Origin of the sequence: Thermomonospora sp. CIF 1, assembly GCF_001896795.1 — a bacterium.
GTDB classification, from domain to species: Bacteria; Actinomycetota; Actinomycetes; order Streptosporangiales; family Streptosporangiaceae; genus Thermomonospora; species Thermomonospora curvata.
Genome location: NZ_MOYN02000026.1, coordinates 55,637 through 80,334 on the forward strand (window position 1 = coordinate 55,637; position 24,698 = coordinate 80,334).

Consider the following 24,698-nt stretch of genomic DNA (forward strand, 5'->3'; position numbering starts at 1 on the left):
CGCCCCACCGCTCACGCCCAAGCGACCTTCCAGCAAGTCCCCCACGTAACAGCGGCCGACACGCCATCGGTCTTTGGCCTCCCGGTCACGCACGAGGCTTCCCGCTCAAACCGGTAGCCGATTCCCACAGCAGCCATCGATCCCGACCGCCACCCGGGCCCCGGCAGGACCGCCGACTCGTCCTACCCCCATACCGGACGCTGTTCTTCAGAGACGCCCTACCAGTAGTTCCTGCTCGTCTCCCCGCCGTAGATTTCGTCCAGCAGTTCACTCAGCACAGCAGGGCTGTCGGTGCTGACGAACCTCTGACCGACCCGCGTGCTCCACCGTCCAGACGTCGACGGGCAAACCTGCCCCCTGGGAACTACTCCCACAGCTCGGCCAGCACCTGGGCGGCTTCTTCCCGCATCACGCCACCACCTGCCGTCCACGCCACTACTCCGCCGCCTGCTCCCCACGGCCCTCCGCCGGTCGAAGACGGCCCGAGAAACGATGACTCCCAGCCCGGCCCTCTCCGGTCATGCGGTCCTCGAGGACACGGGCCTCCATGATGCGAGCCGCTTCGGTGATGGCCGTCCCGGACGCGGCATCCGAGGCCACTGGCCCCGCATGAACGGCGAGCCGCAGCTGAATGCGGACCGGCTCGGCCACGCGCCGGTTGTGCCGCCGGATGGCCTTCGCCAGCCGGTGCGGCAGCACCTCCATCACCGCCTTGGTCGGCACCCCGGGCAGCACGATGATCAGGAACTCGTCACCGCAGCCCTCCAGACCGCCCAGCCGTGGGTCACCGAAGATCTCCCCCGGCATCTCCAGCAGCATGCCGCGCACCAGGCTGCGGTCCTCGTTGCGGATGCGCGCGCCGAACTCCGCGATGTCTGTGAAGACGGTCGTGCAGTTCTCCCCATCGAAACGCGCCCGCTCCGCCTGCCTCGGTCTTTTCCGCATCTCGCAGACACGGTCGTGGTGGGCCAAAGGTGCGGAAAAAGACGGCAGGGGTGGGAGGGAGGGCTGTGCAGGGGGTGGGTGTCGGGGCGGGGGGAGAGGGGAAGATCTGTTCCCATCTCACGGGGAGCGGACGGGGGAAGGTGCATGGAAGGCAGTGAGGTACGTGGTCTGTTGCGTCCCTTTCTGCTGTTGCTGATCTTCGAGCGTCCGGGGCACGGATACGAGCTGATCGAACGGCTGGAAGGGCTGGGGGCGGAGGATGTGGAGCCCGCCCACGTGTACCGGGTGCTGCGGGGGCTGGAGCGCAAGCGGCTGGTGGCCTCGTCGTGGGTGCCGTCCGACTCCGGGCCGGCCCGGCGGCGCTATGAGCTGACCCCGGACGGGGCTGCCGAGCTGGAGTCGTGGATGGGACGGCTGGCGCGGCTCGGCCAGGTGCTCGAACGCTGCCTGGGGCGGTGGGGCAAAGTTTCGCAAGCTTCCCTCCCGGCTCCGCTCAACGGCGGTCCGGCCCGGTCCGGCGGCCGCTCACCGGTGATCGTGCGGCCATGAACGCGGTGGAAAGGGGGGCGTGATGGAGCCGGCGGCAAGCCTGGTGCGGGAGGCGTTCGCGCGGCGGGAGGAAGCGGGGCGCGCCCTCGCCGACGAGGCGGACGCGGTGGTGCGGGCCGCCGAGGACATGGCCCGGCGCTTTCGGGACGGCGGCAGGCTGCTGGTGTTCGGCGAAGGCGGGGCGGCGCCCGACGCCCAGCATGTGGCGATCGAGTTCGTCCACCCGGTGGTCGTCGGCAAGCGCGCCCTGCCGGCCGTCTCGCTGGCCGCCGACCCGGCCACGCTGGGCGCGATCGCCGGCGCGGCCGGGCCGCAGGAGGTGTTCGCCGCCCAGCTTCGGCTGCTGGCCTCCGCCGGCGACATCGCGCTCGGCCTGTCCCCCGACGGCCGCTGCGCGAGCGTGCTGCACGGCCTGCGGACCGCCGCCGCCCTGGGGGCGCTCACCGTGGCGCTGGTGGGCGGGGACGGCGGGCCGATCGGAGCCGAGCAGGCGGTGGAGCACCGCCTGCTCGCCCGCTCCGGCGACCCGTGCACCGTCAAAGAAGTGCAGGTGACGACCTACCACCTGCTGTGGGAGCTGGTGCAGGTGTTCCTCGAACGCGCCCCCTCGCCGGCCGCGGAGGGGCGACGGTGAGCGACTGCCCGGACGGGGTCTGCCTGACCTGCTCGGATGCGGCCGTCGCGGCGCGGGTGCGGCGCCTGCTGGACGACGACCTGGCCGTGGTGGACACCGCGGCCGGGCCGCAGGAGGTCAGCGTGGCGCTGGTCGAGGTGCGGCCGGGCGATGTGGTGCTGGTTCATGCCAAGGAGGCCATCGCGGTGACGGAGCGGGCGTCATGACGAAGACGGACGGGGTCGAAACCCTCTACCCCTTCCTCTACGGGGACGGCGACGGCGCGGACGTCGCGGCGGATCTGCGCCGTTCGACCGCTGAAAAAGCGCTGGAGATCGTCGCGCTGCGCCGGGCGCTGGCCGGCTCGCACGCCGAGGCGCTGGCGGCCTGCGCCGGGCGGCTGGCCGCGGCGTTCCGGGCGGGCGGGCGGCTGCTGGCGTTCGGCAACGGCGGCAGCAGCACCGACGCCCAGTCCCTGGCGCGGCTGTTCATGAGCCCGCCCCCGCCGGCCCGCCCGCTGCCGGCGCTGTCGCTGTCGCAGGACGTGGCCGCCGTCACCGCGCTGTCCAACGACGTGGGCTTTGAGGTGGCCCTGGCCCGCCAGGTGGCCGCGCTCGGCCGGCCGGGGGATGTGGCGGTGGCGCTGTCCACCAGCGGCGGGTCGGCCAATGTGCTGAACGCGCTGGCCGAGGCGTCCCGGCGGGGGCTGGTGACCGTCGGCCTGGCCGGCTACGACGGCGGTGAGATGGCCCGGGCCCAGGCGGTGGAGCACCTGTTCGTGGTGCCGTCGGCGTCGGTGCACCGCATCCAGGAGGCCCAGTCGACGCTGGTGCACGTGCTGTGGGAGCTGGTTCAGCGGGCGCTGGAGGGCGGGGCGGCGGCATGTTGACCGACCCGAAGGACCTGGTGCGGATGCGGATCCGCGTCGAGGGCGTGGTGCAGGGCGTCGGCTTCCGCCCGTTCGTCTACGGGCTGGCCGGCAAGTACGGCCTGGCCGGGTTCGTCGGCAACGACACCCGCGGGGTGATCGTCGAGGCCGAGGGGTCGGCCCCGGCGCTGGCGGAGTTCGCCGCCGCGCTGGCCCACCAGCCGCCGCCGCTGGCCGTGGTCGAGCGGATCACCAGCGAGCGCACCGCGCCGACCGGGGAGCGGGGTTTTCGGATCATCGACAGCCTCCCCGGCCCGCAGCCCGCCGTCCCCAAGCAGCAGGCGCCCGAAACCGCGGGATGGCCGCAGGCGCTGGTGGCCGCCGACACCGCGACCTGCGCCGCATGCCTGGCGGAGATCGCCGACCCGTCCGCCCGCCGCTACCGCTACCCGTTCACCAACTGCACCGACTGCGGGCCGCGTTTCACCATCGTCCGGGACGTGCCCTACGACCGGTGCCGGACCACCATGGCCGGCTTCGCCATGTGCGCCGACTGCGCCCGCGAGTACGCCGACCCCGCCGACCGGCGCTTCCACGCCCAGCCGGTGTGCTGCCCGGCGTGCGGGCCGACGCTGCGGCTGGTGGACGCCGCGGGACGGCAGCTGGCGGGGGACCCGATCGTCGCCGCGGCCCGCCGGCTGCACGACGGCAAGATCCTGGCGATCAAGGGTTTGGGCGGCTACCACCTGGCCGTCCGCGCCGACCTGGAACGGGCGGTGGCGGCGTTACGGGCCCGCAAGCACCGCGAGGACAAGCCGTTCGCGATCATGGCGGCCGATCTGGCGGCGGCGCGCACCCTGGTGCGGCTGGAAGAAGGCGCCGAGCGGGCGCTGACCGGGCCGGCCCGTCCCATCGTGCTGCTGCCCCGCCGGGTGGACGCCCCGGTGGCCGAGTCGGTGGCGCCCGGCGCCCGGGAGCTGGGGGTGATGCTGCCCTACACCCCCCTGCACCACCTGCTGGCCCGGCGGCTGGGCCGGCCGTTCGTGCTGACCAGCGGCAACCTGTCGGACGAGCCGATCGCCTACCGGGATGAGGACGCCCTGCAGCGCCTGGCGCCGGTCGCCGACGCCTTCCTGGTGCACGACCGGCCCATCCAGGTCCGCACCGACGACTCGGTGGTGCGGCTGTTCCGGGGGCGGGTGCTGCCGGTGCGCCGCTCCCGCGGGTACGTGCCGGCGCCGATCCCGGTGAAGCGGCCGTTCCCGCGTCCGGTGCTGGCCTGCGGGGCGGAGCTGAAGAACACCTTCTGCGTGGGCAAGGGGCCGCACGCGTTCGTCTCCCACCACATCGGCGACCTGGAGAACTACGCCACCTTGCGGTCGTTCACCGAGGGCATCGAGCATTTCTGCCGGCTGCTGGACGTCCGCCCGCAGGTGGTGGCGCACGACCTGCACCCCGAATACCTGTCGACCAAGTACGCCCTGGAAAACTGCGACGCCGAGCCGGTGGCCGTGCAGCACCACCACGCGCACATCGCCTCCTGCCTGGCCGACAACGGCGCGACCGGCCCGGTGATCGGGGTGGCGCTGGACGGCCTGGGCTACGGCCCGGACGGCACGCTGTGGGGCGGTGAGCTGCTCATCGCCGACCTGGTGGACTTCGAACGGGCCGGGCATCTGGAGACCGTGCCGATGCCGGGCGGGACGGCGGCGATCCGCGAGCCGTGGCGGATGGCCGCGGCCTACCTGGACGCCCTCTACGGGGACGACGTGCCGGACCTGGCGGTGGTGCGGCGCAACGCCGAGCGGTGGGCGGCGATGGTGTCGCTGGCGCGCACCGGCACCAACGCCCCTCTCACCTCCAGCGCGGGCCGGCTGTTCGACGCGGTGGCCGCCATCTTGTGCGGCCGGGACGCCATCAGCTACGAGGGCCAGGCCGCCATCGAGCTGGAACGCCGGGTGGACCCCCATGAGACCGGCGGCTATGCGGTGACCGTCCAGGACGGCCCGCCCCTGATCATCCGCGGTGGCGACCTGGTCCGCGCCACCGTGGGCGACCTGGCCAACCGGGTCGGCCACGGCCGTATCGCCGCCCGCTTCCACAACGGCCTGGCCCGCGCCCTCATCCACGCCGTCCAGCTGCTGCGCGACCGCACCGGGCTGCGCACCGTGGCCCTGTCCGGCGGCGTCTTCCAGAACATGACCCTGCTGGAGCGGGTCGTCACCGGCCTGGAACGCCTGGAGTTCCGCGTCCTGGTGCACTCGCGCGTCCCGCCCAACGACGGCGGCATCAGCCTGGGCCAGGCCGTGATCGCCGCCGCCCGCATCGGCTCGTCCTGAACCGCTTCCTGGCCTTATCAACGGGGCTCTTCGCGGCGGTCACCGGTGGCCGCGGTACCACGTGGTGATCACCCGGAGGGCGTGGTCGAGCAGAGCGGTGCGGCCGATGCCGGGTGGACGGTCCAGGGCGATGCGGACGCAGATGGACGGGAACACCAGGGGCCGGAGCTCCGCCAGGGGCGAGGTGGTGGACCAGATAGGCGCGGCCCGGCTCGGCCAGGCGGCGTTCGGCCTCGCCGAGGCTGTGGGGGCGGCCGGTGTGCGGGATCCGCTTGACGATGACCCGCAGCAGCGGTGTGTCGGCCTCCAGCTCGGAGGTGATGACCTCGAGGAGCTCGCGGACACCGCCAACCGGGCGCACAACCTCACCCGCAAAGCCGCCGCTGAGAGCAGCGCAACCTGTCCTGGCTCACCGGCCGACCCACCCGAGAACCCGGCGTCGGCCACGAGCCTGTCGAGCCCATCACCTGAGCTCCCAAAGAGATCCGTCCAGTGGCCGAGACGACCCGGGTCGCCTGCCGCCGGTGCCCGGGGACCTGAGTCTGCCGGCAACGAATAAGGACGATCAGCGCCGTCCGACGGCGACGCGTCCGCAGGTCCGAGCGGTGTTCATGAGGGGCGGAAGGAGATGGCGGCGCGGACGAGATTGTGATCTGACAGGTCGTCGGAGCTTTCCACTGCGGTGTCGACGATGGTGGCGTCGCGTACCACCACGTGGTCCACGGTGTGCGTTTCGGCGTGCGGGCGGTGCAGGCGGGTCGGCGGGGAGCCGGGCGGGAGGGCGGCGACGGTGAAGCCTTCGCCCAGGCCGGAGGCCACGGTGGCGCGGTCGGTGTTGAAGTCGCCCAGCAGGAGCACCGGGCGTTCCGGGTGGGCGGCGGCCAGTTCGGCCAGGCGGGCCAGCTGGGGGACGCGGCGCCGATCACCGCTCAGGTGGGTGGCGATCACGAGCGTCTCGGCGACCTGGACGGCGAGCACTCCCTTGCCCGGGTCGTTGCCGAAGGACTCGGCGCTGCGGAATTGGCTCGTTCCATTCACCATCAGCACCAGGTGCTCGCCGGGGTCGCTCAGCGGGCAGGAGCCCTGGCGCGGGGCCGGGACGCGCGGGTAGCGCAGGGTGTGAAAGGTCCGGCCGGGCAGGGCCCGGCGCAGGTCGGCCAGCTGGTCGCCGCTGACCTCCTGCAGGGCTATGACCTGCTCGGTGCGGCCGGCCAGCCACTCGGTGATCGCCGCGATCCGCTCCGGCTCCTTCGGCCAGCACTTGGGGATGGCCTCCGCGCCCCAATTCTCGGCATGGACGCGATGCAGAACGTTCCAGGTGGCCACCGTGATCACAGCTCGCCATGCTAGGCGGCTTTCCGGCCGTCCGGCGCACCTCGGACGCGGCAGCCTGTACGCGGCCGTCTGTTCCCTCGGCCGGGGTTGGCGGCCAGTCCGGCCCAAGACAGCAGACCGGTGCGGGTGAGAAGGAGCATCACCTGGTCTGCTCTCGGATGGGTCCGCCGTCTCTCATCAGTCCGGGCATCAGAACGAAAAGCCCTCTTATTCGTCCGCCCTATTCTCTAGGCCTTAAAGAGGAAGAACGCCAACCCAAAAAGAGCACCGGCGATACGAAAGGACTGATTACAGCGATACTGGTGCCTCCGAGTGGATTGGGGGTGCCGTGTCCGTCGAGGGGGCCGCACTGAGGGTCGGGGGAGCGGTGGCGCAGCTGGTGGCCGGGCGGTGGCTGGCGAGCCGGACGGCCAGGGCGGCGGCCTCCAAGGATCTCGTTGAGCTGATCAAGACCGGGATTCCCGACGAGATCAAGCGGCGGAAGACCCAGCGGCAGTTCGAGGCCGTCGCCGACGCGGTGACCGAGCGGCTGCTGACCTTCGCCCGGCAGGAGTTCGGCGGGCTGGACGATGCGGACCGCCAGGCCGTGTTGCACCAGGTCGTCCTCACCCTGGAGCGCGCCGACCTGTCGGATGAGGCGCTGCTGGCCGACGACATGGACCCGGTGAAGCTGGCCCGGCGGCTGCGCCGCACGCTGCCGGCGCGGGAGGCGGAGTTCCAGCTCGGCGAGGCCGGGGCGCGGCTGTATGAGGTGGTGCTGGAGGAGTGCTGCGAGTGCCTGGCGCGCATCCTCATCCACCTGCCGCAGTTCGAGCCACGGGCGCTCGCCGAGACGCTGAGCAGGCTGTCGCGGATGACCGAGCAGGTGGAGGCGGCGCTGGCCCGCCTCCCGGTGCGGTCGCTGACCGCTCCGGAGGGCGAGGAGAACGACGCGGAGTTCACCCGCCGCTACCTGGCTTTCATCAGCGAGAGCCTGGACCGGCTAGAGCTGTTCGGGGTGCGGTTCGAGCGTTTCACCCGTCCGCAGACCACGCTGAGCGTCGCCTACATCAGCCTGAACGCCTCCCCGGAGGACCGGCTGCGCCCCCGCCAGGCCGAGGCGGTCCCCATCAGCGACTGGCGTTCGGACGAACGCGACGGCCGCAGCGTCCGTGTGGAACAGGCGCTGGGCGCCCACCGGCGGGTGCTCATCCGCGGCGAGGCCGGCGGCGGCAAGAGCACCCTGCTGCGCTGGCTCGCCATCACCGCCGCCCGCGGCGGCTTCACCGGGGAGCTGTCCGAGCTCAACGGGCATGTGCCGTTCCTGATCAAACTGCGCAGCCATGCGGGTCAGGCGCTGCCGCGTCCCGAGGAATACCTCGACGATGTGGCCGGCAACTTGAGCGGCCTCATGCCGCGCGGGTGGGTGCACCGGCGGCTGTTGTCCGGCCGAGCCCTGCTGCTGGTCGATGGGGTCGATGAGGTGACCGACTCCCAGCGGCCGGCCGTCCGCCAGTGGCTGCAGCAGATCGTCGCCCAGTTCCCGAGCATCCGCATCGTGGTCACCTCCCGGCCCGCGGCCGCCGCGGCGGGCTGGCTGCGCGCCGAGGGATTCGGCACCGTCTTCCTGGAGCCGCTCGGCCCGGCCGACCTGCGCGCCCTGGTCCGGCATTGGCACGAGGCCGTCCGCGACTGCGCCGACCTGCCGTGCCCGCCCGAACGGCTCCCCGCTCACGAGGCCCGGTTGCTGGCCCGGCTGGAGTCGGCCCCGCACCTGCGGACCCTGGCCGCGACCCCGCTGCTGGCGGCGATGCTGTGCGCCCTCAACCTCGACCGTCAGGCCCTGCCCCGCGACCGGATGGGCCTGTACGCCGCGGCGTTGGACATGCTCCTGGAGACCAGGGATGCCCAGCGCAACGTTCCCAGCGCCCGCGCCGTCCCCCTAGAACGCGATCAGAAGATCCGCATCCTGCAGGACCTGGCCTGGCACCTGTCCACCAGCAACCGCGTCGAGCTGCCCAAGCCGATGGTCCAGCGGTTGATCGCCGACCGCCTGGCCACGATGCCGCAGGTCCGGGCCGGGGCGGAGGCGGTGCTGGAGGCGCTGCTGGAACGCAGCGGCGTGCTGCGCGAGCCGGTGCCCGGCCGGATCGACTTCGTGCACCGCACCGTCCAGGAATACCTGGCCGCCAAGCAGGCCGCCGACCTTGGCGACATGGACCTGCTCATCCGCAACGCTCACCGCGACCAGTGGCGCGAAACCGTCGTGATGGCCGCGGGTCATGCCAACGAGCCGCTGCGCCGGGAACTGATCACCGGCATCCTCGACCGGGCGCGAACCGAACCACGGCAGGCCCGGCGGCTCAAGCTGCTGGCGGTGGCGTGCCTGGAGACCCTTCCCGCTGTCCCCGATGACCTGCGCGCCGCTCTCGACCAGTGCCTGGATGAGCTCGTCCCGCCGCGTACCTCGGCCATGGCGCGTTCACTGGCCACCGCTGGGGAACCGGTGCTGGCTCGTCTGCCAAAGACCCTGGAAGGGCTGTCGGAGAGCGCAGCCATAGCGACCGTCCGCACGGCCTGGCTGATCAACGGCCCCCAAGCCCTCGATGTCCTGGCTCGCTATGCCACCGACCAACGCTTCGAGGTTCAGGAAGAGCTCAGCATCGCATGGCAATACTTCGATCCTGACGAGTACGCCGAGCGCGTCTTGGCGAACAGGTCACCGGGCGGATACCTCTCGCTGTGTTCTTCTGCTCAGCTCGCCGCGCTCAGCAAGGCCCCTTCTCCCGCCACGCTGGCACTGCTCCTGGACGGGCCGACCGATTTGAGCCCTCTTACCGGATGCGCCGACTCTATTCACAGAATAGTGATCTACTCCCCAAAGTCGCACATGGGCAAGGTCCGGCTGCCCGAACTGCCGAAGGCTGATCATTTCATCCTGGAAACCCTCGGATTCACTGATCTCAAGTTCCTAGACAAGTTGCCTTCGCTCGAAAGAATCTGGCTGGGCACTTGCAAGGACGTCACAGACTACTCGCCTCTCCTGCAATTCACCGAGTTGCGAACACTGAGCATGTACGGGTGCCGGGCACTGCGCAGCCTGCGGCAACTCCCTCCGCTCGATACGGTGACGTCGCTCGGGCTCAGCAGTTCACATCTCCAAGAAGGCCTTGGCTCGCTTATCGCCGCCGCCCCGAATGTGAATGAGCTCATTCTCACCGAATGCGACTGGCTCCACGATCTCGGCCCCTTGGCCGAGATCGAAATCCGGGATCTGCGAATCGCTGGGTCTTCAGTGAGCGACCTGCGCCCACTGTCCGGCCAAACCCGGCTGTGGCACCTCAACCTGTCAAAGAACCCCATCACCGACCTGACCCCGCTGCAGGACCTTCCCGCTTTGGAAGAGTTGCTGCTGACCGACTGCGCGGGCGTCACCGATCTGCGTCCGCTGGCCTCCCTCCCCCGCCTCAAGAAGCTTTGCATCGAAGGAATCGCGCCTGGAACCGACCTGTCTCCACTGGCACAAAACCAGCGAGTGAACGTCTACATCTACGCCGGCCAGGACGTACGAGGCGGAGAAGCACTGGGACGCCGCCTGAAAATCAGATAAGCCCCACTAGGCGCTCCGCCACCGGAATGAGCTCCGGCGGGCCGCCGACTCTGCTCAGCAAATGCGCGGCAGTGGGTCGCCGACCAGGGTGTCGATGACGCGGGTGCCGCCGAAGGCGGTGCGGCCCAGGACCAGGCTCGGCGGGTCGTCGTGGACGTGGCCGATTATGGCGGCGTCCCGGCCCAAAGGGTGGGTCTGCAAGACCGTTAAAGCCTTGTCGGCGTGGGCGCCGTCCACGATGGCGACGAAGCGGCCCTCGCAGGCCACATAGAGAGGGTCGATGCCGAGCAGTTCGCAGGCACCGGCCACCACCGGGCGGATCGGGACGGCGGCCTCGTCCACCACGATGGCGGTCTGGGAGGCCTGGGCGATCTCGTTCAGGACGGTGGCGACGCCGCCTCGGGTGGCGTCGCGGAGGACGCGGACGCCGGGGGCCGCGTTCAGCAGCGCCTCGGTGAGGCCGTTGAGGGGGGCGGTGTCGGAGGTCAGGTCGGCTTCGATGTCCAGTTCGCCGCGGGCCAGCATGATGGTCACGCCGTGTTCGCCGATCGGGCCGGAGACCAGGACGGCGTCGCCGGGGCGGACCGTCGCGGCGTCCAGGTGCACGGGGCGGTCCAGGAGGCCGACGCCGGCGGTGGTGATGTAGCAGCCGTCGGCCTTGCCGCGGCCGACGACCTTGGTGTCGCCGGTGACGATCTGGACGCCGGCGTGCTGGGCGGCGGCGGCCATGGAGGCGATGATCCGTTGCAGGTCGGCGACCTCGAAGCCTTCTTCCAGGATGAAGCCGGCCGACAGGTACAGCGGGCGGGCGCCGCAGACGGCCAGGTCGTTGACGGTGCCGTTGACGGCCAGGTCGCCGATGTCGCCGCCGGGGAAGAACAGCGGGGAGACCACATAGGAGTCGGTGGTGAACGCCAGCCGCGGCCCGGCCGTCGCCATCGCGTCGCTCATGCGGGCCGTGGCTGCCGGGTCGTCCGCAAAGGCCGCCGGGCTGCCCGGCTCACCTGCACGGCTCATGGGTGCCGGATTGACTGTCCCACCGGCAAGGACCGTCTCATCCCTGGGGGCTGTGCTCGCCGTGTCGCTCATTTCGTCCGCACAGGCCGCGCCCGTCTTGCCTGATGGGCCGCTCGCCGCGCGGGCCGGCCCGCTCGTCCCGGAGGCGGCCGCGGGCAGGTCGAGGACGGCGCCGTCGTCCAGGCGTTCCAGGGCCGGGTTGCGGAAGGCGGCCACGAACAGGCTTTCCACCAGGGATTGGGTGGCTTTGCCGCCGGCGCCGTGGGCCAGGGTGATGCGTTCGTCGCGGAGGCGGGGGCGGCGGGCGCGGGTGCGGCGGATGCGTTCCAGGACCTGCTCTTCGGTGATCATGCGTGGGTGGCCTCCTTGGTGCGCCGCCGGGTGAAGCGGCCGAAGTTGTAGTAGGCGGCGCAGGCCCCCTCGGAGGAGACCATGCAGGTGCCGATGGGGTTTTCGGGGGTGCAGGCGGTGCCGAAGACCTTGCACTCCCAGGGGCGCAGCACGCCCTTGAGGACCTCGCCGCACTGGCAGGACTTGGGGTCGGCGACGCGGACGCCGGGCACCTGGAAGATCCGTTCGGCGTCGAAGTCGGCGTAGGCGTCGCGCAGCCGCAGCGCCGAATGCGAGATGAAGCCCAACCCGCGCCATTCGAAGTGCGGGCGCAGCTCCATCACCTGGTTGATCGCCTGCAGCGCCCGCGGGTTGCCGTTCCAGGGGACGACCCGGGTGTACTGGTTGTCCACCTCGGCGCGTCCCTCGGCGAGCTGCACCAGCAGCATGTGCACCGCCTGCAGCACATCCAGCGGTTCGAACCCGGCGACCACCAGCGGGCGGCCGTAGTCGCGGGCGATGAACTCATACGGGCGGCAGCCGATCACGGTGGAGACGTGACCGGGGCCGAGGAAGCCGTCCAGCCGCAGGTCGGGCGAGTCCAGGATGGCCTTGATCGCGGGGATGATCGTCACGTGGTTGCAGAAGACCGAGAAGTTGCGCACCCCTTCGGCGGCGGCGCGCAGCACGGTCACCGCGGTGGACGGGGCGGTGGTCTCAAAGCCGACGGCCATGAAGACCACCCGGCGGTCGGGGTTGCGGCGGGCCAGTTTGAGGGCGTCCAGCGGCGAGTAGACCATCCGGATGTCGGCGCCGGCCGCCTTGGCGTCCAGGAACGAGCCGTGGCTGCCGGGCACCCGCATCATGTCGCCGAACGAGGTCAAGATGACGTCGGGGTGGCGGGCGATGGCGATGGCGTCGTCCACCCGGCCCATCGGGATCACGCACACCGGGCAGCCGGGGCCGTGCACGAGCTGCACCGATTCCGGCAGGTAGTCCTCTAACCCGTGCTTGTAGATGGTGTGGGTGTGCCCGCCGCAGACCTCCATGAACTTGTAGTGGCGGCCGGGCTCGCACAGCGCGGCGATCCGTGCCGCCAGTGCGCGGGCCCGGTCGGCGTCGCGGTACTCGTCGATGAACCGCATGCAGGTCCTCTCCAACCGTCCGGTCTTCAGGTGATGTCCGAGCCCGCGAGGGCGTCCAGTTCGTCGGTGTAGGCCTCGCCCATGCCTTTCAGCAGCTTCAGCGTGGCGGCGGCCTCGTCCTGGTCGATCTTCGACATGGCGAATCCGACGTGGACCAGCACCCAGTCGCCGACTTGCACGCCGCCGGGGCCGCCGGTGCCCAGCAGGCCGATGTTGACGGCCCGCCGGACTCCGGCGATCTCCACCGTGGCCAGGTCGGCCCGGCCGGGGAGCAGTTCCACGATCTCCCCGGGAATGCCAAGGCACATGCGATGCCTCACATCCTCGTCATGTTGTAGTAGCGCTTGATGGCCGGCAGTTCCCGCCACACCAGCAGGGCGATCGCCATGCCGAGCATGGCGATGGGCAGCTTCGACCGTTTGGGACGCGCCGCGCCGCTCTTCTTCTTGGCGGAGCCGGTCTTGGCCGCCGTGGTCAGTGCTTTGGCGACGGCTCCGGCCACGGCCACGGCGCCCGCTTTCCGGGCGACGCTCTTCCTTCTGGCGAGCGGACTGCTCATGGTCGTCATGCCCGACCTCTTTCCAAGAAAGTTCCCAAGGAAGGGACCGGTCCGGGTGGCAATTCCCGGCTGTCCTTTACCGACGAAGGGTCCTGTCCTTTTTGCGATGCCCGGTTGTCCTTTGCCCACGAAAGGCCCGGGCCGCCGTGCGATGCCCGGCTGTCCCTTGCCGACGAAGGGGCCGGTCCTGCCCGCGACACCGGTGGTCCGGGCCGCGGTCATGGCCATGAGCGCGCCGCCCGCCTTCTTGACGGCGGCACCCACACTGCTCAGCGGGCTCGTCCCGCCGGACGGCCTCGGCCTGGCCCTGCCGCCGGTGGCCAGTGTGCCCGCCTTGCGGACGGCGGAGCCCATCTTGGCGGTGGGCGCGGCCTTCATGCGCGTCGCGGTGCCGCCGCTCCTGCCGGTGGTGCTTCCGGTGGTGGCGACGGTGGCCGCCTTCCGTGCGATGGTTCCGGCTTTCGTCACGGTGTCCCCCTCGTGGTCAGCTCGGCGACAGGTTCGGCATGGACGGCAGGATCGGGTTGCGGTCCTTGGGCCGGATGCCCGTCGAGCGGCGGGCGTCGGCGGTGTCGTCCAGGTGGTGGCCCGCCTGGTGCCGGTAGGCGCCCTTGGTGTTGCCCTGCCGCACGCCCGGGGTGTGCGAGGGCGTGTCCGGTGAGACCTGCGGCTTGCCCACACGGATTTGCGCCATGGTCATCTCCCCTTTCCCTCGGATGCGTTCGCCGAGGTCAGGTCGGCGAAGAACGCCTCGATCTCCTTCCAGACCCTCTCTCCCCCGCTCAGGCCGGTCCAATGACGCCGGACGAGGGCGACCAGCCGGTAGCAGTCGTCGATGGGCACCAGCCACTGCTGCGAGACGCCCCGGGAGGTGTTGACCAGCAGGGCCTCCACCGCCGGGCGCATCGCCCGCAGCGGCTCCCACCCGGCCGTGGCCCGCTCCCACACCTTCAGGTCCACCTCCCAGCGGGTGACGCCCAGCGGGCTCGGGTAGCAGGCGTCCACGCCCCCGTCCGGCCGCCGGACGAAGAACGCCAGCCCGACCGGCACGCCCAGTTCGGCCGGCTCCGGCCCGGACAGCCGGACCCGCCGCTCGGGCACCGGCCGGTACCGCCCGCCCGCCGCCCCGTCCTGCTCGAACAGCAGGGCGCACGCCCGGCAGGAGCACAGCAGCTCCCCCGTCTGCTCATCGAGGACGTGGGCGTGCGCCTGCGGGACGTCCCGGCCGCACAGCTCGCACCGTTCGGCGTCCCGCCGCCGGGCCGGGCGGGTGATCACACGCCCCAGCGCACTCCCGCTCATCGCGTCCCCTCGGCCCCGCGCGATCGCCCGTCCAAGACGCGAGCGTGCGCCTGCGGGACGGCCCGGCCGTAAAGCCCGCGTCGCTCGGCATCCCGCCCCCGGGATACGCCGATCGGACGAACGGCCGCGCGTCCCGCCCCGTCGCCGCTCATCGCGCGCCTTCCGGTTTGCGCAGCAGCGCCTCGGCCGGGACGAACGCCGCCGGGCGTGCGGGCGGGTCGGTGACCTGCTCGATGCCGGACAGTTCGGGGGCGGCGGCGCCGATCGCAGCCTCCACGGCCTGCCGCAGCTGCGCGGCCGATGAGCCGCAGCCCCGCGCCGACAGCCGTACCCGTGCCACACCGTCGGAGACGGCGATCAGTTCCGCGTCCCCGCCGCGGGCGCGCAGGTGTGGGCGGATGTCCGCTAACGCCCGGGTGATGCGTTCGGCGACCGGCACGGGGTGGACGCCGTGCAGGCCGAGCAGGTGCCCCACCAGGTCGTCGGCGGCCAGCGCCCCGGCCAGGTCGGGGTGGGCGGCCAGGCGGTCCATCACCCGGGCCAGCGCCTCCCCGTACACCTGGGTCAGCAGGGCCACCGCGTCCAGCGCGGTCTCGGCGGTCGGCCCGGGGAGGCGCTCTAAGTGCGCAAGGATCTCCTCCAGCGCCTGCAGCCGCTCGGTGACCTCCCGGTCGTCCAGCCGGTTCCCGCCGGGCCGCTCCGCGCCGTCCTCGGGCGGCGTCTTGCCGGGCCGTTCGGCCTGGCCGCCCAGGAGCGCGGTCTCAGCCATGGTCGGCGCCGAACATCGGGGAGTGGATCTTGCGCAGGGTGCGGCCCTTGCCCAGGTACATGTGGACGCCGCAGGGCAGGCACGGGTCGAAGCTGCGCACCGTGCGCATGATGTCCACGCCGCGGAAGTTCTCCGGGCCGTTCTCCTCGAAGATCGGCATGTCCTGGACGGCGTCCTCGTACGGGCCGGGCGTGCCGTAGTTGTCGCGCGGGCTGGCGTTCCACGGGGTCGGCGGGTAGGGGTGGTAGTTGGCGATCTTGCCGTCGCGGATGACCAGGTGGTGGGAGAGCACCCCGCGCACCGCCTCGTGGAAGCCGGCGCCGATCGCCTCCTCGGGCACGTCGAAGTCCTGGAAGACCTTCTGGTCGCCCGAGCGCACCCGCTGCATGGCCTGCTCGATGAACTGGAAGGCCATCGCGGCGGCGTAGGCGACGAAGTACACCCGCGCCCGGTTGCGTTCGATGGTGTTGGACCACTGGGGGATGCGCCACTCCAGCGTCGTCTCCGGCAGGCTCTCCCCCTTGGGCAGGTTGATCCGCACGCTGGAGCCGGTGGCCTTGACGTACGGGGTGTCCACCAGGTTGGACAGCGCGGTCACATACAGCCGGGCGAAGGCGCCGCCGCCGGTGTCCAGCGCCAGGTGCTCGCCGGTGCGCTGGTCGTACCAGCGGGGGCTCATCACCCAGCTGTACTTGTGGTCGAAGTCGCGTTTCTGCGGCACCGGCAGCGTGGTCTGGTTCCACGGGTGCCGCATGTCCACCGGGTTGCCGAGCGGGTCGTGGGTGACGAACGGCTCCTCGTTGACCCAGTCGTCGTAATAGGAGGAGCCGACCAGGATGCGCATGCCCAGGTTGATGTCGACCAGGTTGTTGGTGACCAGCTCGCCGTCCACCACGATGCCGGGGGTGACGTACATCGCCTTGCCCCACTCGTTCATCGTCTCGTAGCGGTAGTCGACGACCTCGGGGTTCTGGAACGCGCCCCAGCAGCCCAGCAGGATGCGGCGGCGGCCGACCTCCTCGTATCCGGGCAGCGCCTCGTAGAAGAAGTCGAACACGTCGTCGTTCATGGCGACGGCCTTCTTGACGAAGTCCACCACCCGCAGCAGCCGCGACAGGTAGTCGGTGAACGTGGTCGGGCTGGGCATCGTCCCGACCCCGCCGGGATAGACCGTGGAGGGGTGGACGTGCCGGCCCTCCATGAGGCAGAACATCTCCCGGGTGAGCCGGCTCATCTGCAGCGCCGCCTTGTAGGCGTCCCCCTCGAACGGGTTGTAGGCGCGCATGATGTCGGCGATGGTGCGCTTGCCGTGGACGGCGGCGCGCGGCGCCTCGGTGGTCTCGGCCCGGCGCAGGACACTGGGATTGGTGTCCTTGACCATGGCCTCGCAGAAGTCGACGAAGACCAGGTTGTCCTGGAAGAGGGTGTGGTCGAACATGTACTCGGCGGCCTCGCCGAGGTTGATGATCAGCTCGCCGAGCACCGGGGTCTTGATCCCGTAGGCCATGTTCTGCGCGTACACCGAGCAGGTGGTGTGGTTGTCGCCGCAGATGCCGCAGATGCGGCTGGTGATGAACCCGGCGTCGCGCGGGTCCTTGCCCTTCATGAACACCGAGTAGCCGCGGAACAGCGACGAGGTGCTGTGGCACTCGACGACCCGGCGGTTGGCGAAGTCGATCTTGGTGTAGATGCCCAGGTTCCCAATGATGCGGGTGATGGGATCCCAGGCCATCTCAACGAGCTGCCCGGGTTCGGGCGCGGCGGGCTTCCGCTCCGTGATCGCCATTGGACGTGTTCCTTCCTGCGGTGGCCGGTCGGACGGATGAGGGAGCGCCAAGGCGTCAGGGCCGGCCTTGGCGCTCTGCGGCGGTCATGGGCGATAGCGGGGGCTGAAGCCGCTGGTCAGCACGTCACGGTTGTGGTGCCACTTGGGTTCTTTGTTGACGGTGCGGTTGGTGATGCCGCGCATCCGCCGCACGAACGCCCCGTACGGCTTGACGAACAGGGTGGACATGCTGGCGCCCGGCGGCATGTCCATGAACGGCATGAACTTGTCGGGGAAGCCGGGCATGGTGCAGCCGATGCACACGCCGCCGACGTTGGGGCAGCCGCCGACGCCGCCCATCCAGCCCCGTTTGGGGACGTTGCAGTTGACCACCGGGCCCCAGCAGCCGATCTTCACCTGGCACTTGGGTGAGTTGTAGTCGCCGGCGAAATCGCCCTGCTCGTAGTAGGAGCCGCGGTCGCAGCCCTCGTGCACGGTCTTGCCGAACAGCCACTGCGGGCGCAGCTTGTCGTCCAGCGGCGGCGGGGGCGCCGACCCGGCGGCGTGGTACAGCAGCCAGGTCAGCGTCTCCATGAAGTTCTCCGGCTGGACGGGGCAGCCGGGCACGTTGACGATCGGCAGGCCGCCCGCCGAGCGGAAGTCCCAGCCCAGGTAGTCGGCCAGCCCCATGCACCCGGTGGGGTTGCCGGCCATGGCGTGGATGCCGCCGTAGGTGGCGCAGGTGCCGATGGCCACCACCGCCCAGGCGCCCGGCGCCAGCGCGTCGATCCACCAGTTCAGCGTGACCGGCTCACCGGTGTCGGGGTCATTGCCGAAAGACGTCCAGTACCCGTCCCCGTTGATCTTCTCGTTGGGGATGGAGCCCTCGATGACCAGGATGTAGGGGCTCAGGTCGCCGCGGACGGCGGCGCGGTAGGGCGCCAGGAACTCCTCCCCGCCCAAGGTGGGCGAGAGCACCTTGTTGTGCAGGTTGACCTTGGGCAGCCCGGGGATCAGCCCGGCCACCACGTCCTCGATGGACGGCTGGCCCGCGGCGGTCATCGACACGGTGTCGCCGTCGCAGCTCATCCCCTCCGAGATCCACAAGATGGTGATCTCGTCGAACCCGACCCGGCGTTCGGCGGTCTGTGCTGTCTGGGTCATCTCGGCCTCCTCAGCCGCTGTCGCCGCGCCCGGACGCGGCGGGCTCGTCCTCGCTGATGGCGATGGATTCCACGACCAGCTGCTCGGTGAGGGGGGCGTCCATGTCCAGGCCGCCGCAGCGCGGGCAGGCCACCAGCACGGTGGCGGCGGTGACCGGCGAGTCCGCCCCGCAGGAGCGGCAGTGCGCCGTCTGCGGCTCGACCACCAAATCGAGCTCGGCGCCCTCGGCGTAGGTGCCGGCCGCCGCCATCCGGAACCCCTGGGCGATCACCTGGGGGTCGACCGGGTGCCCGCCGACCCTGACCCGCACCGCGCGCACCGGCCGTCCGGCGGCCCGGCGCAAGGTGGCCTCGACGATGGCCTGGCACAGCCCCATCTCATGCACTGGCGTACTCCGCTTCTGTCGGGCTTCCTTCGGCCTGGTGGCTTTGCGCGGGGGCGGCGTGCGGCAGGCCCGTCTGCCGGGCCGCGTCGGCGGCCAGTTCGGTGACCAGGCGCACCGCCCGCGGCACGGCGGCGGCGACCCGGCCGGTCAGGCCCATCCGCTCGGTGACGTCGGCGGGGCGGCAGCCGACGATGAGCACCCGGTCCACCCGGCCGCCGAGGGTGTGCAGCAGGTGCAGCACGGCCTGCGGGTTCATCCCGTGCCCGTCCATGGCGGGCAGGCCGGGTCCGTCGTCGGGGTCGGCCTCCAGCACCGCCAGCGTGCCGGGCGGGCCCTCCAGCGGGACGGCATCGACCATGATCAGCGTGTGGTGGCGGCCCTCCAGCAGGTCGTAGGCCAGGTGGATGCCGCGGATGCCGTAGTCGGCCACGTCCACCCGCTCCGGCAGCGCGGCGCGGTCGATCCGGTTCACCACCTCGACGCCGAAGCCGTCGTCGCCGAGGAACACGTTGCCGATCCCGGCGACCAGCACCCGCCGTCCGTCCGTTGCGTTCACAGTGGTTGCACCTCATCCGGGGTGAAGTAGCGGTAGCGGCCGTGCCAGCGGTTCAGCTCGGCGGCCGGGTCGTCCTCCAGCGTCACGGCCAGGTGGCGGGTGCCGTCCACGTCCTGCAGCACCGCCTCCACCAGGGCGGTCCGCCCGTCCAGGAACCGGTCCTGGGGGTCGGTGCCGTGCGGGCGGGGACGCAGCCGGACCCGGCTGCCCTTGGCCACGGCCACCCCGCCCACCAGCACGCTGTCGGTGTCGGGTGAGATGCGGGCGTCGGCGCCCGGCTCCCACCAGCGTTCGTTCTCCTCAGTGGCCGGGCGCAGGGAGCGGATGGCCCCGTGCAGCCGGGCCATGGCCTGCGGCGGCATGGTCTCGATCCGGTCGATGATGGCGGCGGCGCGCGGGTCGGTGGCGCGGGCCTCCCGCTTCTCCTCGTCGGTCAGCGTCAGCGTGCGCAGCGACAGCAGCTCGTCGATCTCGGCGGCGTCGTGCAGGTCGCCGGGGCTTTCCGGGGCGACCTGCGGGTAGTCGGCCAGCAGGATCGGCGAGGACAGCATCAGGTCGCGCCGCCCCTCCTCGCCGGCCAGCACCGGGAAGGTGTGCACGTTGACGCAGGCGCGGGCCTCCTGGGCCGCCCACTGCGGCGGGTCCAGCAGCGACAGGAACGAGCCGTCGCGCACCGACAGCAGCGCATGGCAGGCGATCAGCGAGTTGCGCAGCGCCACCTCGCGGGACGCCTGCGGGGAGGCCGCCTTCCCGGCGTTCTCCACCCGCACCCGCAGCCGCCGCAGCGAGGGCGCCGCCCGGCAGTCGGTGATCGAGAGCGTCACCGACGCGGTCACCGGCCGGCGGCGGCGCACCACCCGGCCGATCTCCCGGCCGTCCTCGCCGGTCAGCGGCTCGCTCTCCTGCCCGCCGGGCGCCCGCAGCACCACGTGCCGGGCCCCGCCCAGCAGCTCGGCGACGGTCGCCCGGACCTCGAACTCCTGGGGGACGGCCTCATCGAAGCCCACCTCCAGGCGGGAGCCGGCCTCCAGCTCCTCGACCGTGCGGTACCGCCCGTCCGGCAGCCGTTCCTGCGGGTGGCGGCGCTGCAGCTGCAGGAAGCGGATCCGCACCTCGATCCGGGCGTCCTTGGGGCCTTCCAGCAGGCACTCGGTCTGCTGCCACCAGGACTCGGCCGAGCCCGCCACACTGGTGTCGACCAGTCCCTGCGCCCGCGCCCACTCCGGCGGCAGCAGCACGCCGAACTGCCAGCGGACCTTGTTCTTGCCCGACGAACGCCGGTACGGGTACAGCAGGTACCCCTCGTACAGGACGGCGTCGGCCACGGCCCGGACGGCGTCCAGCCCGGTGGCGGCGGCGGGTCTGGCGTGCATGGCGATGGCCTCTTCCCTTCGGAGACCATCCCGGTATAACAACCATCTCGCACACTTGGTAAGTGATCGATCACCATAGGTGAGCATCAGCCGTAGGAGGGCTGTTTGGCCTCCGAAGGCACGGGCACGCAGGCACCCATGGCGACAGCACTCGCAGCGGGCATCCGCCGGGGAGCCCTGGCCGGCGCGGCGGGCACCACCGCGCTCAACGCCGTGGCCTACCTGGACATGGCCTGGCGCGGACGCCCTCCCAGCTCCACCCCGGAACGCACGGTGGAACGGCTCGGCGAACTGGCCGGCCACCAGATCCCCGGCGATGACCAGACCAAGGACAACCGGCGAACCGGCCTCGGCGCCCTGCTGGGAATGGCCGCCGGAGTGGGCATCGGCATGGCGGCGGGCGCCCTGCGCGCAGCCGGCCTGCGCCCACCCGCCTGGCTGGGCACGATCGCGATCGGCACCCTGGCCATGGCCGCCACGGACGCCCCGATGACCGCCCTCGGGGTCACCGACCCCCGCCAATGGTCGGTCCCGGACTGGCTGAGCGACCTGATCCCGCACCTGGCCTACGGCGCGGTCACCTACTGGACGCTGTCGGCCACCGGCACCTGAGCCGGGCTCACTCCCGCCGAGTGACGGCGCGGACCACCGGTCAGCGGGCCTGACCCGGTGCCGTCTCTTGGGCCAGGCGGCGTTGTTCGGCCTCGATGATCTGGCGGGCCAGTTCGGTTTCGGAGACGTCGATCGCCTCGGGGGCGGACTCGGCCAGGTCGCTGCGGCGGGCGTACTCGTCGAACAGGGCGCTCTTGTGCCGCAGCAGCTCCATGATCCGCTGGTCGACGCTGTCGGCCACCAGCAGGCGGTGCACCTGGACCTTGCGGACCTGGCCCATGCGGTGGGCGCGGGCCACCGCCTGGGCCTCCAGGGTGGGTTTGAGCTGCGGCTCGCAGATGATCACCACGGAGGCGGCCTGCAGGTTCAGCCCCACCCCGCCGGCCTGGATCTGGCTGAGCAGCACCGCGTGCCCGGGATGGGCGGTGAACTCGTCCACCAGTTGCTGGCGGCGGGCGGCGCTCAGCGATCCGGTGAGCGGGCCGAGCGCGGCGGGGCCGAGGGCCCGCTGGACGGTGGCCAGCACGTCCCGGAAGAAGGAGAAGACCACCACCTTGTGGCCGTTCTCCTCGGCCTCCTTGACCAGTTCGCGGAGCCGCTGGAGCTTGGCCGAGCCCTCCGGGTGCCGGAAGGCCGCCCGGCGCATGGCCATGAAGTTGCCCGACATCACCGCCTCCCGGTAGGCGGCCTCGTCCTGGCGGCTGAAGGTCTCCCACTCGGCGACCTCCACCAGGTCGGGCAGTTCGCTGAGCACGTCCTCCTGGTTGCGGCGCAGGTAGGCGGGCGCGACCGCCTTGCGGAACGCCCGCGGCCCGGCCGCCCCGTCGCTTTCGTCGATCCGGCGGGCGAGGTCGGGCTGCAGGTAGGCCACCAGGTTGCGGAACTCCGCCACCCGGTTCTCCATCGGCGTGCCGGTCAAGAACAGCACGCGTTCGGTGCGCTGCGTCCACTGCGCGACCGCCTTGGAGCGGCGAGTCTGCGGGTTTTTGACGTAATGGGCTTCGTCAACCACCAACATGCCCAGCGGCACGTCCTCTGGAACGGGCAGCGAATGCAGCCCGTCGATGGTGGTCACCGCGACCCCGCCGCGGTCGACCCAGGCGGCCCAGGCCGCGGCGCGTTCGGGGCCGTGCACCCGCACCGGGCGCAGCGCGCTGTGCTTTTCGATCTCCCGGACCCAGTTGATCAGGACGCTGGCCGGGCAGGCCACCAGGAAGTGGGTCTCGCCCTGGGCGCTCAGGTGCGCCAGGGCGGCGATGGCCTGGACGGTCTTGCCCAATCCCATCTCGTCCCCGAGGATCACCCGGCGCTGCGTCAGCGCGAAACGGGCCCCGAACGCCTGGTAGCCGCGCAGCGTGACCCGGCAGTGGGTGGTGTCGAGGGGGTGGGCGTTGACCCGCTCGGCGAGCTCGCCGGGCAGGTAGCCCTCGGAGGTGGCCCGGCCGGGTTCCATCCCGGCGATCTCGATGAGCAGGCCGTGGTAGGCGGCGGCGTTGTGCTCGAAATCCGTCCAGGCCTCGATGGGGTGGACGGGCGGGCGCAGCAGATCCACCGAGGCCTGGCCGAAGACGGTGCGTGCGTCCCAGCTTCGGGCGGCGGCCAGCAGGTGCTCGATCTGCTGGAGCGCGTCCCTGGCCCGCTGCCTGCGGGCGCCGCGGGTGAAGAACATCCGCAGCCGGCTGCGCAGCGGGCGGGCGGCGGCCAGTAGCGGGGCGAGCCCGGCCGTGATCTCGGCGGCCCGCTCGACCGTCCAGGACAGCCGCGGTCCCGCCGCCACCAGCCGGTGCAGCGCCACCACCAGCGCCGTCACCTGCGGGTCGCGCCGGCCGTCCAGGTCGATGCGCAGCGTGGTGGACTCTTCGGCGGTGCGGGCGAGGTGCGCCGCGGCGGCGTAGGCCTGGTTGGCGGTCTGCGCGCCCACCCCGGGGATGAGCTGCAGCCCGTAGGGGCCGGCGTCCAGCACTTGGAGGACGGTGCGGTACCCGGCCTGTTCCAGCGGGCCGATCCGCAACCGGCCGCCGGTGACGTCCTTGAGCCGGGCCACGGGAATGTTCTCCAGCTCCCGCCGGGCCTGCCCTTCGCGCAGCGGATGCAGCGCCCGCAGCACCTCTTCGCGGGCCTGCTCATGGTCGGCCTGTACTTTTCGGGCCGCCTCCAGCAGCTCCTCGGCCTCCTGCAGCACCGCTTTCGCGTCCGCGGCCGGCCGCCCCTGGTTCAGGACCCCGCTCAACGCCCACTTCCCCCACGCACTGGCCCGTCTCGACCCCACCGCCACGAGCACGGCCGTCCCGGATCACCGGACGGGACGACCCCGGGCACCTGAAAAGAGGTTCAATAGTGACATATCCGGCACCCGGCCGGGCGACGTTCTGCCAGGTCCGAGCCCTTGCGGTCCGCCCCAGGTCACGGCGGCGAAACCCGCAAGACCGCGCAGGCGGCGCCGACGACATCCCACACCCCGGCTCACCCCGGACGCCGGTGACACGGCCACAGCCCCAGGGGCGTCCCGCCCGGCCGGGGCGGTGAACCCGGTTTCTGTCCCAGAGGCCGCCCGGATCCGAACGGGACAGCGGTATCTGGTGGGCGCCACCGGTCGTCTCGCAAAGTGATCCCGCAATCGGGCCTTCTCCGACCCGTCAAGAGGCATGCGGGGGCTTCGCGGCAGGGACAGCGGCGTGCTCTGGGACGCCCCAAGTGCCCAGAGCCACGGGTCGAGAAGGGGTCAACGGTCGGCGCTCCGGTTTCCGGGAGCGCGTGAACGAAGGAGCCTCGGTCATGACGACTCAGTCGGTGTCCCAGCCGGCGGTGGCCGCCGCGCCCCCGGCCGTCCGGGAGGGACGGGGATGGGCGGTCGCCGGAATCGTGGGCGCCCTGGTGGCGCTCGTCGTGGTGTTCGGCCTGTCGGTGCAGCTCACCAACGACCACTCGGAGCTGTGGAAGGACAACCACCAGCTGATCCCGGCCATCGCCGGCAACAAGCACTTCGTGTGGCTCTTCCAGGCGAGCACCTCGCTGTCCGCGCTGCTGGTGATGCTCTTCGGGGCCGGGCTGCGCCGCCGTCTGGAGCGCGCCGAGCCGGCCGGCAGCCTGATCCCCGGCCTGGCCTTCGCCGGCATCCTGCTGGTGGCCGCGCTGCTGCTGGTCGGCGGCGGGATGAGCACCGAGCTGTACTGGGGGCTGGCCAAGCACGACGAGGCCGACCCCGACACCGTCGCCGCCTCGCTGGGCATCTACAACACCATGGCCTGGGTGTGGGCGGGCGCGGGCCTGTCGGCCGGTGCGGTCGCCGTCGCCGGGTTCCGCCGCCGGACGGTCGGCCGGGGCCTGGCCGCGTTCAGCGCGCTGATGGCGGCGCTGCTCGCACTCGTCCAGCTGACCCCGGTGCAGTACATGGCACTGCTGCCGGGCGCGCTGTGGGTGCTCGGCACCGGCGCGGCCTTCGCCCTGAGCAAGCACCGCTGATCGGGCAGACGACCCGAACCC

The 24,698-nt window shown here is 71.6% G+C and carries 23 protein-coding genes; 8 read left to right on the plus strand and 15 right to left on the minus strand.

Going from position 1 to position 24,698, the window contains the following annotated elements:
* Positions 1-435: 435 nt before the first annotated feature.
* The gene (locus BUE48_RS22765) at positions 436-972 is read right to left on the minus strand and encodes a hypothetical protein (protein WP_286990990.1); all 537 of its coding nucleotides are present in this window, start codon (positions 970-972) and stop codon (positions 436-438) included.
* 117 nt (positions 973-1,089) lie between these two features.
* Here BUE48_RS22765 and BUE48_RS22770 point away from each other — a divergent pair, with 117 nt between their 5' ends.
* The 5 genes from BUE48_RS22770 to hypF are packed head-to-tail and all read left to right on the plus strand — an operon-like array spanning position 1,090 to position 5,314.
* Entirely contained in the window at positions 1,090-1,494 is a 405-nt protein-coding gene (locus tag BUE48_RS22770; RefSeq protein ID WP_012854883.1) for a PadR family transcriptional regulator, read from the plus strand.
* A gap of 22 nt (positions 1,495-1,516) precedes the next feature.
* Positions 1,517-2,128: a D-sedoheptulose-7-phosphate isomerase gene (locus tag BUE48_RS22775; RefSeq protein ID WP_286990991.1), complete on the plus strand. Its 612-nt coding sequence runs from the start codon at positions 1,517-1,519 to the stop codon at positions 2,126-2,128.
* A complete protein-coding gene (locus tag BUE48_RS22780; protein ID WP_012854885.1) occupies positions 2,125-2,334 on the plus strand; it encodes a HypC/HybG/HupF family hydrogenase formation chaperone in 210 nt (69 codons plus the stop codon). Before BUE48_RS22775 ends, BUE48_RS22780 begins: the two co-directional genes overlap by 4 nt.
* On the plus strand, positions 2,331-2,996 hold the full coding sequence (locus BUE48_RS22785; protein WP_012854886.1) for a D-sedoheptulose-7-phosphate isomerase: 666 nt from the start codon (positions 2,331-2,333) through the stop codon (positions 2,994-2,996). Before BUE48_RS22780 ends, BUE48_RS22785 begins: the two co-directional genes overlap by 4 nt.
* Positions 2,990-5,314, plus strand: coding sequence for a carbamoyltransferase HypF (gene hypF, locus BUE48_RS22790; RefSeq protein WP_012854887.1), 2,325 nt, complete (start codon positions 2,990-2,992; stop codon positions 5,312-5,314). The genes BUE48_RS22785 and hypF overlap by 7 nt, the downstream gene beginning before the upstream one ends.
* A 609-nt stretch (positions 5,315-5,923) precedes the next feature.
* Here the strand turns inward: hypF and BUE48_RS22795 are convergent.
* On the minus strand, positions 5,924-6,649 hold the full coding sequence (locus BUE48_RS22795) for an endonuclease/exonuclease/phosphatase family protein (RefSeq protein ID WP_286990993.1): 726 nt from the start codon (positions 6,647-6,649) through the stop codon (positions 5,924-5,926).
* 328 nt (positions 6,650-6,977) lie between these two features.
* Here BUE48_RS22795 and BUE48_RS22800 point away from each other — a divergent pair, with 328 nt between their 5' ends.
* Positions 6,978-10,238, plus strand: coding sequence for an NACHT domain-containing protein (locus BUE48_RS22800; protein ID WP_502694624.1), 3,261 nt, complete (start codon positions 6,978-6,980; stop codon positions 10,236-10,238).
* Between the two features lie 54 nt (positions 10,239-10,292).
* Here the strand turns inward: BUE48_RS22800 and hypE are convergent, their stop codons facing one another.
* The 12 genes from hypE to BUE48_RS22860 form a co-directional block, all read right to left on the minus strand.
* Complete coding sequence (hypE, locus tag BUE48_RS22805; RefSeq protein ID WP_286990995.1) at positions 10,293-11,606, minus strand: hydrogenase expression/formation protein HypE; 1,314 nt, start codon at positions 11,604-11,606, stop codon at positions 10,293-10,295.
* Positions 11,603-12,730 carry a hydrogenase formation protein HypD gene (gene hypD / locus BUE48_RS22810; RefSeq protein WP_012854891.1) on the minus strand — a complete coding sequence of 376 codons (1,128 nt, stop codon included), beginning with the start codon at positions 12,728-12,730 and terminating at the stop codon, positions 11,603-11,605. The genes hypE and hypD overlap by 4 nt, the downstream gene beginning before the upstream one ends.
* Before the next feature lie 26 nt (positions 12,731-12,756).
* Complete coding sequence (locus tag BUE48_RS22815; RefSeq protein ID WP_012854892.1) at positions 12,757-13,038, minus strand: HypC/HybG/HupF family hydrogenase formation chaperone; 282 nt, start codon at positions 13,036-13,038, stop codon at positions 12,757-12,759.
* 8 nt (positions 13,039-13,046) lie between these two features.
* Entirely contained in the window at positions 13,047-13,757 is a 711-nt protein-coding gene (locus tag BUE48_RS22820; RefSeq protein ID WP_012854893.1) for a hypothetical protein, read from the minus strand.
* Between the two features lie 16 nt (positions 13,758-13,773).
* On the minus strand, positions 13,774-13,983 hold the full coding sequence (locus BUE48_RS22825) for a hypothetical protein (protein ID WP_041442771.1): 210 nt from the start codon (positions 13,981-13,983) through the stop codon (positions 13,774-13,776).
* 2 nt (positions 13,984-13,985) lie between these two features.
* Positions 13,986-14,591 carry a DUF5947 family protein gene (locus BUE48_RS22830; RefSeq protein ID WP_286990996.1) on the minus strand — a complete coding sequence of 202 codons (606 nt, stop codon included), beginning with the start codon at positions 14,589-14,591 and terminating at the stop codon, positions 13,986-13,988.
* A 148-nt stretch (positions 14,592-14,739) separates the two neighbouring features.
* Entirely contained in the window at positions 14,740-15,360 is a 621-nt protein-coding gene (locus tag BUE48_RS22835; protein WP_012854896.1) for a NifU family protein, read from the minus strand.
* The gene (locus tag BUE48_RS22840) at positions 15,353-17,146 is read right to left on the minus strand and encodes a nickel-dependent hydrogenase large subunit (protein WP_012854897.1); all 1,794 of its coding nucleotides are present in this window, start codon (positions 17,144-17,146) and stop codon (positions 15,353-15,355) included. The genes BUE48_RS22835 and BUE48_RS22840 overlap by 8 nt, the downstream gene beginning before the upstream one ends.
* An 84-nt stretch (positions 17,147-17,230) precedes the next feature.
* Positions 17,231-18,289: an NADH-quinone oxidoreductase subunit B family protein gene (locus BUE48_RS22845; protein ID WP_012854898.1), complete on the minus strand. Its 1,059-nt coding sequence runs from the start codon at positions 18,287-18,289 to the stop codon at positions 17,231-17,233.
* A 10-nt stretch (positions 18,290-18,299) separates the two neighbouring features.
* Positions 18,300-18,665 carry a hydrogenase maturation nickel metallochaperone HypA gene (locus BUE48_RS22850; protein WP_245537107.1) on the minus strand — a complete coding sequence of 122 codons (366 nt, stop codon included), beginning with the start codon at positions 18,663-18,665 and terminating at the stop codon, positions 18,300-18,302.
* A 1-nt stretch (position 18,666) separates the two neighbouring features.
* Complete coding sequence (locus BUE48_RS22855) at positions 18,667-19,230, minus strand: hydrogenase maturation protease (protein WP_286990997.1); 564 nt, start codon at positions 19,228-19,230, stop codon at positions 18,667-18,669.
* Complete coding sequence (locus BUE48_RS22860; protein ID WP_012854901.1) at positions 19,227-20,603, minus strand: hypothetical protein; 1,377 nt, start codon at positions 20,601-20,603, stop codon at positions 19,227-19,229. Before BUE48_RS22860 ends, BUE48_RS22855 begins: the two co-directional genes overlap by 4 nt.
* A 138-nt stretch (positions 20,604-20,741) precedes the next feature.
* Here BUE48_RS22860 and BUE48_RS22865 point away from each other — a divergent pair, with 138 nt between their 5' ends.
* Positions 20,742-21,215: a hypothetical protein gene (locus BUE48_RS22865; protein WP_041442773.1), complete on the plus strand. Its 474-nt coding sequence runs from the start codon at positions 20,742-20,744 to the stop codon at positions 21,213-21,215.
* 40 nt (positions 21,216-21,255) lie between these two features.
* On the opposite strand, the gene BUE48_RS22870 is transcribed toward BUE48_RS22865, so the two are convergent.
* Entirely contained in the window at positions 21,256-23,445 is a 2,190-nt protein-coding gene (locus tag BUE48_RS22870) for a DEAD/DEAH box helicase (RefSeq protein WP_286990999.1), read from the minus strand.
* 545 nt (positions 23,446-23,990) lie between these two features.
* On the opposite strand from BUE48_RS22870, the gene BUE48_RS22875 reads away from it, so the two are divergent.
* Positions 23,991-24,677: a hypothetical protein gene (locus BUE48_RS22875; RefSeq protein WP_012854904.1), complete on the plus strand. Its 687-nt coding sequence runs from the start codon at positions 23,991-23,993 to the stop codon at positions 24,675-24,677.
* Positions 24,678-24,698 lie beyond the last annotated feature (21 nt).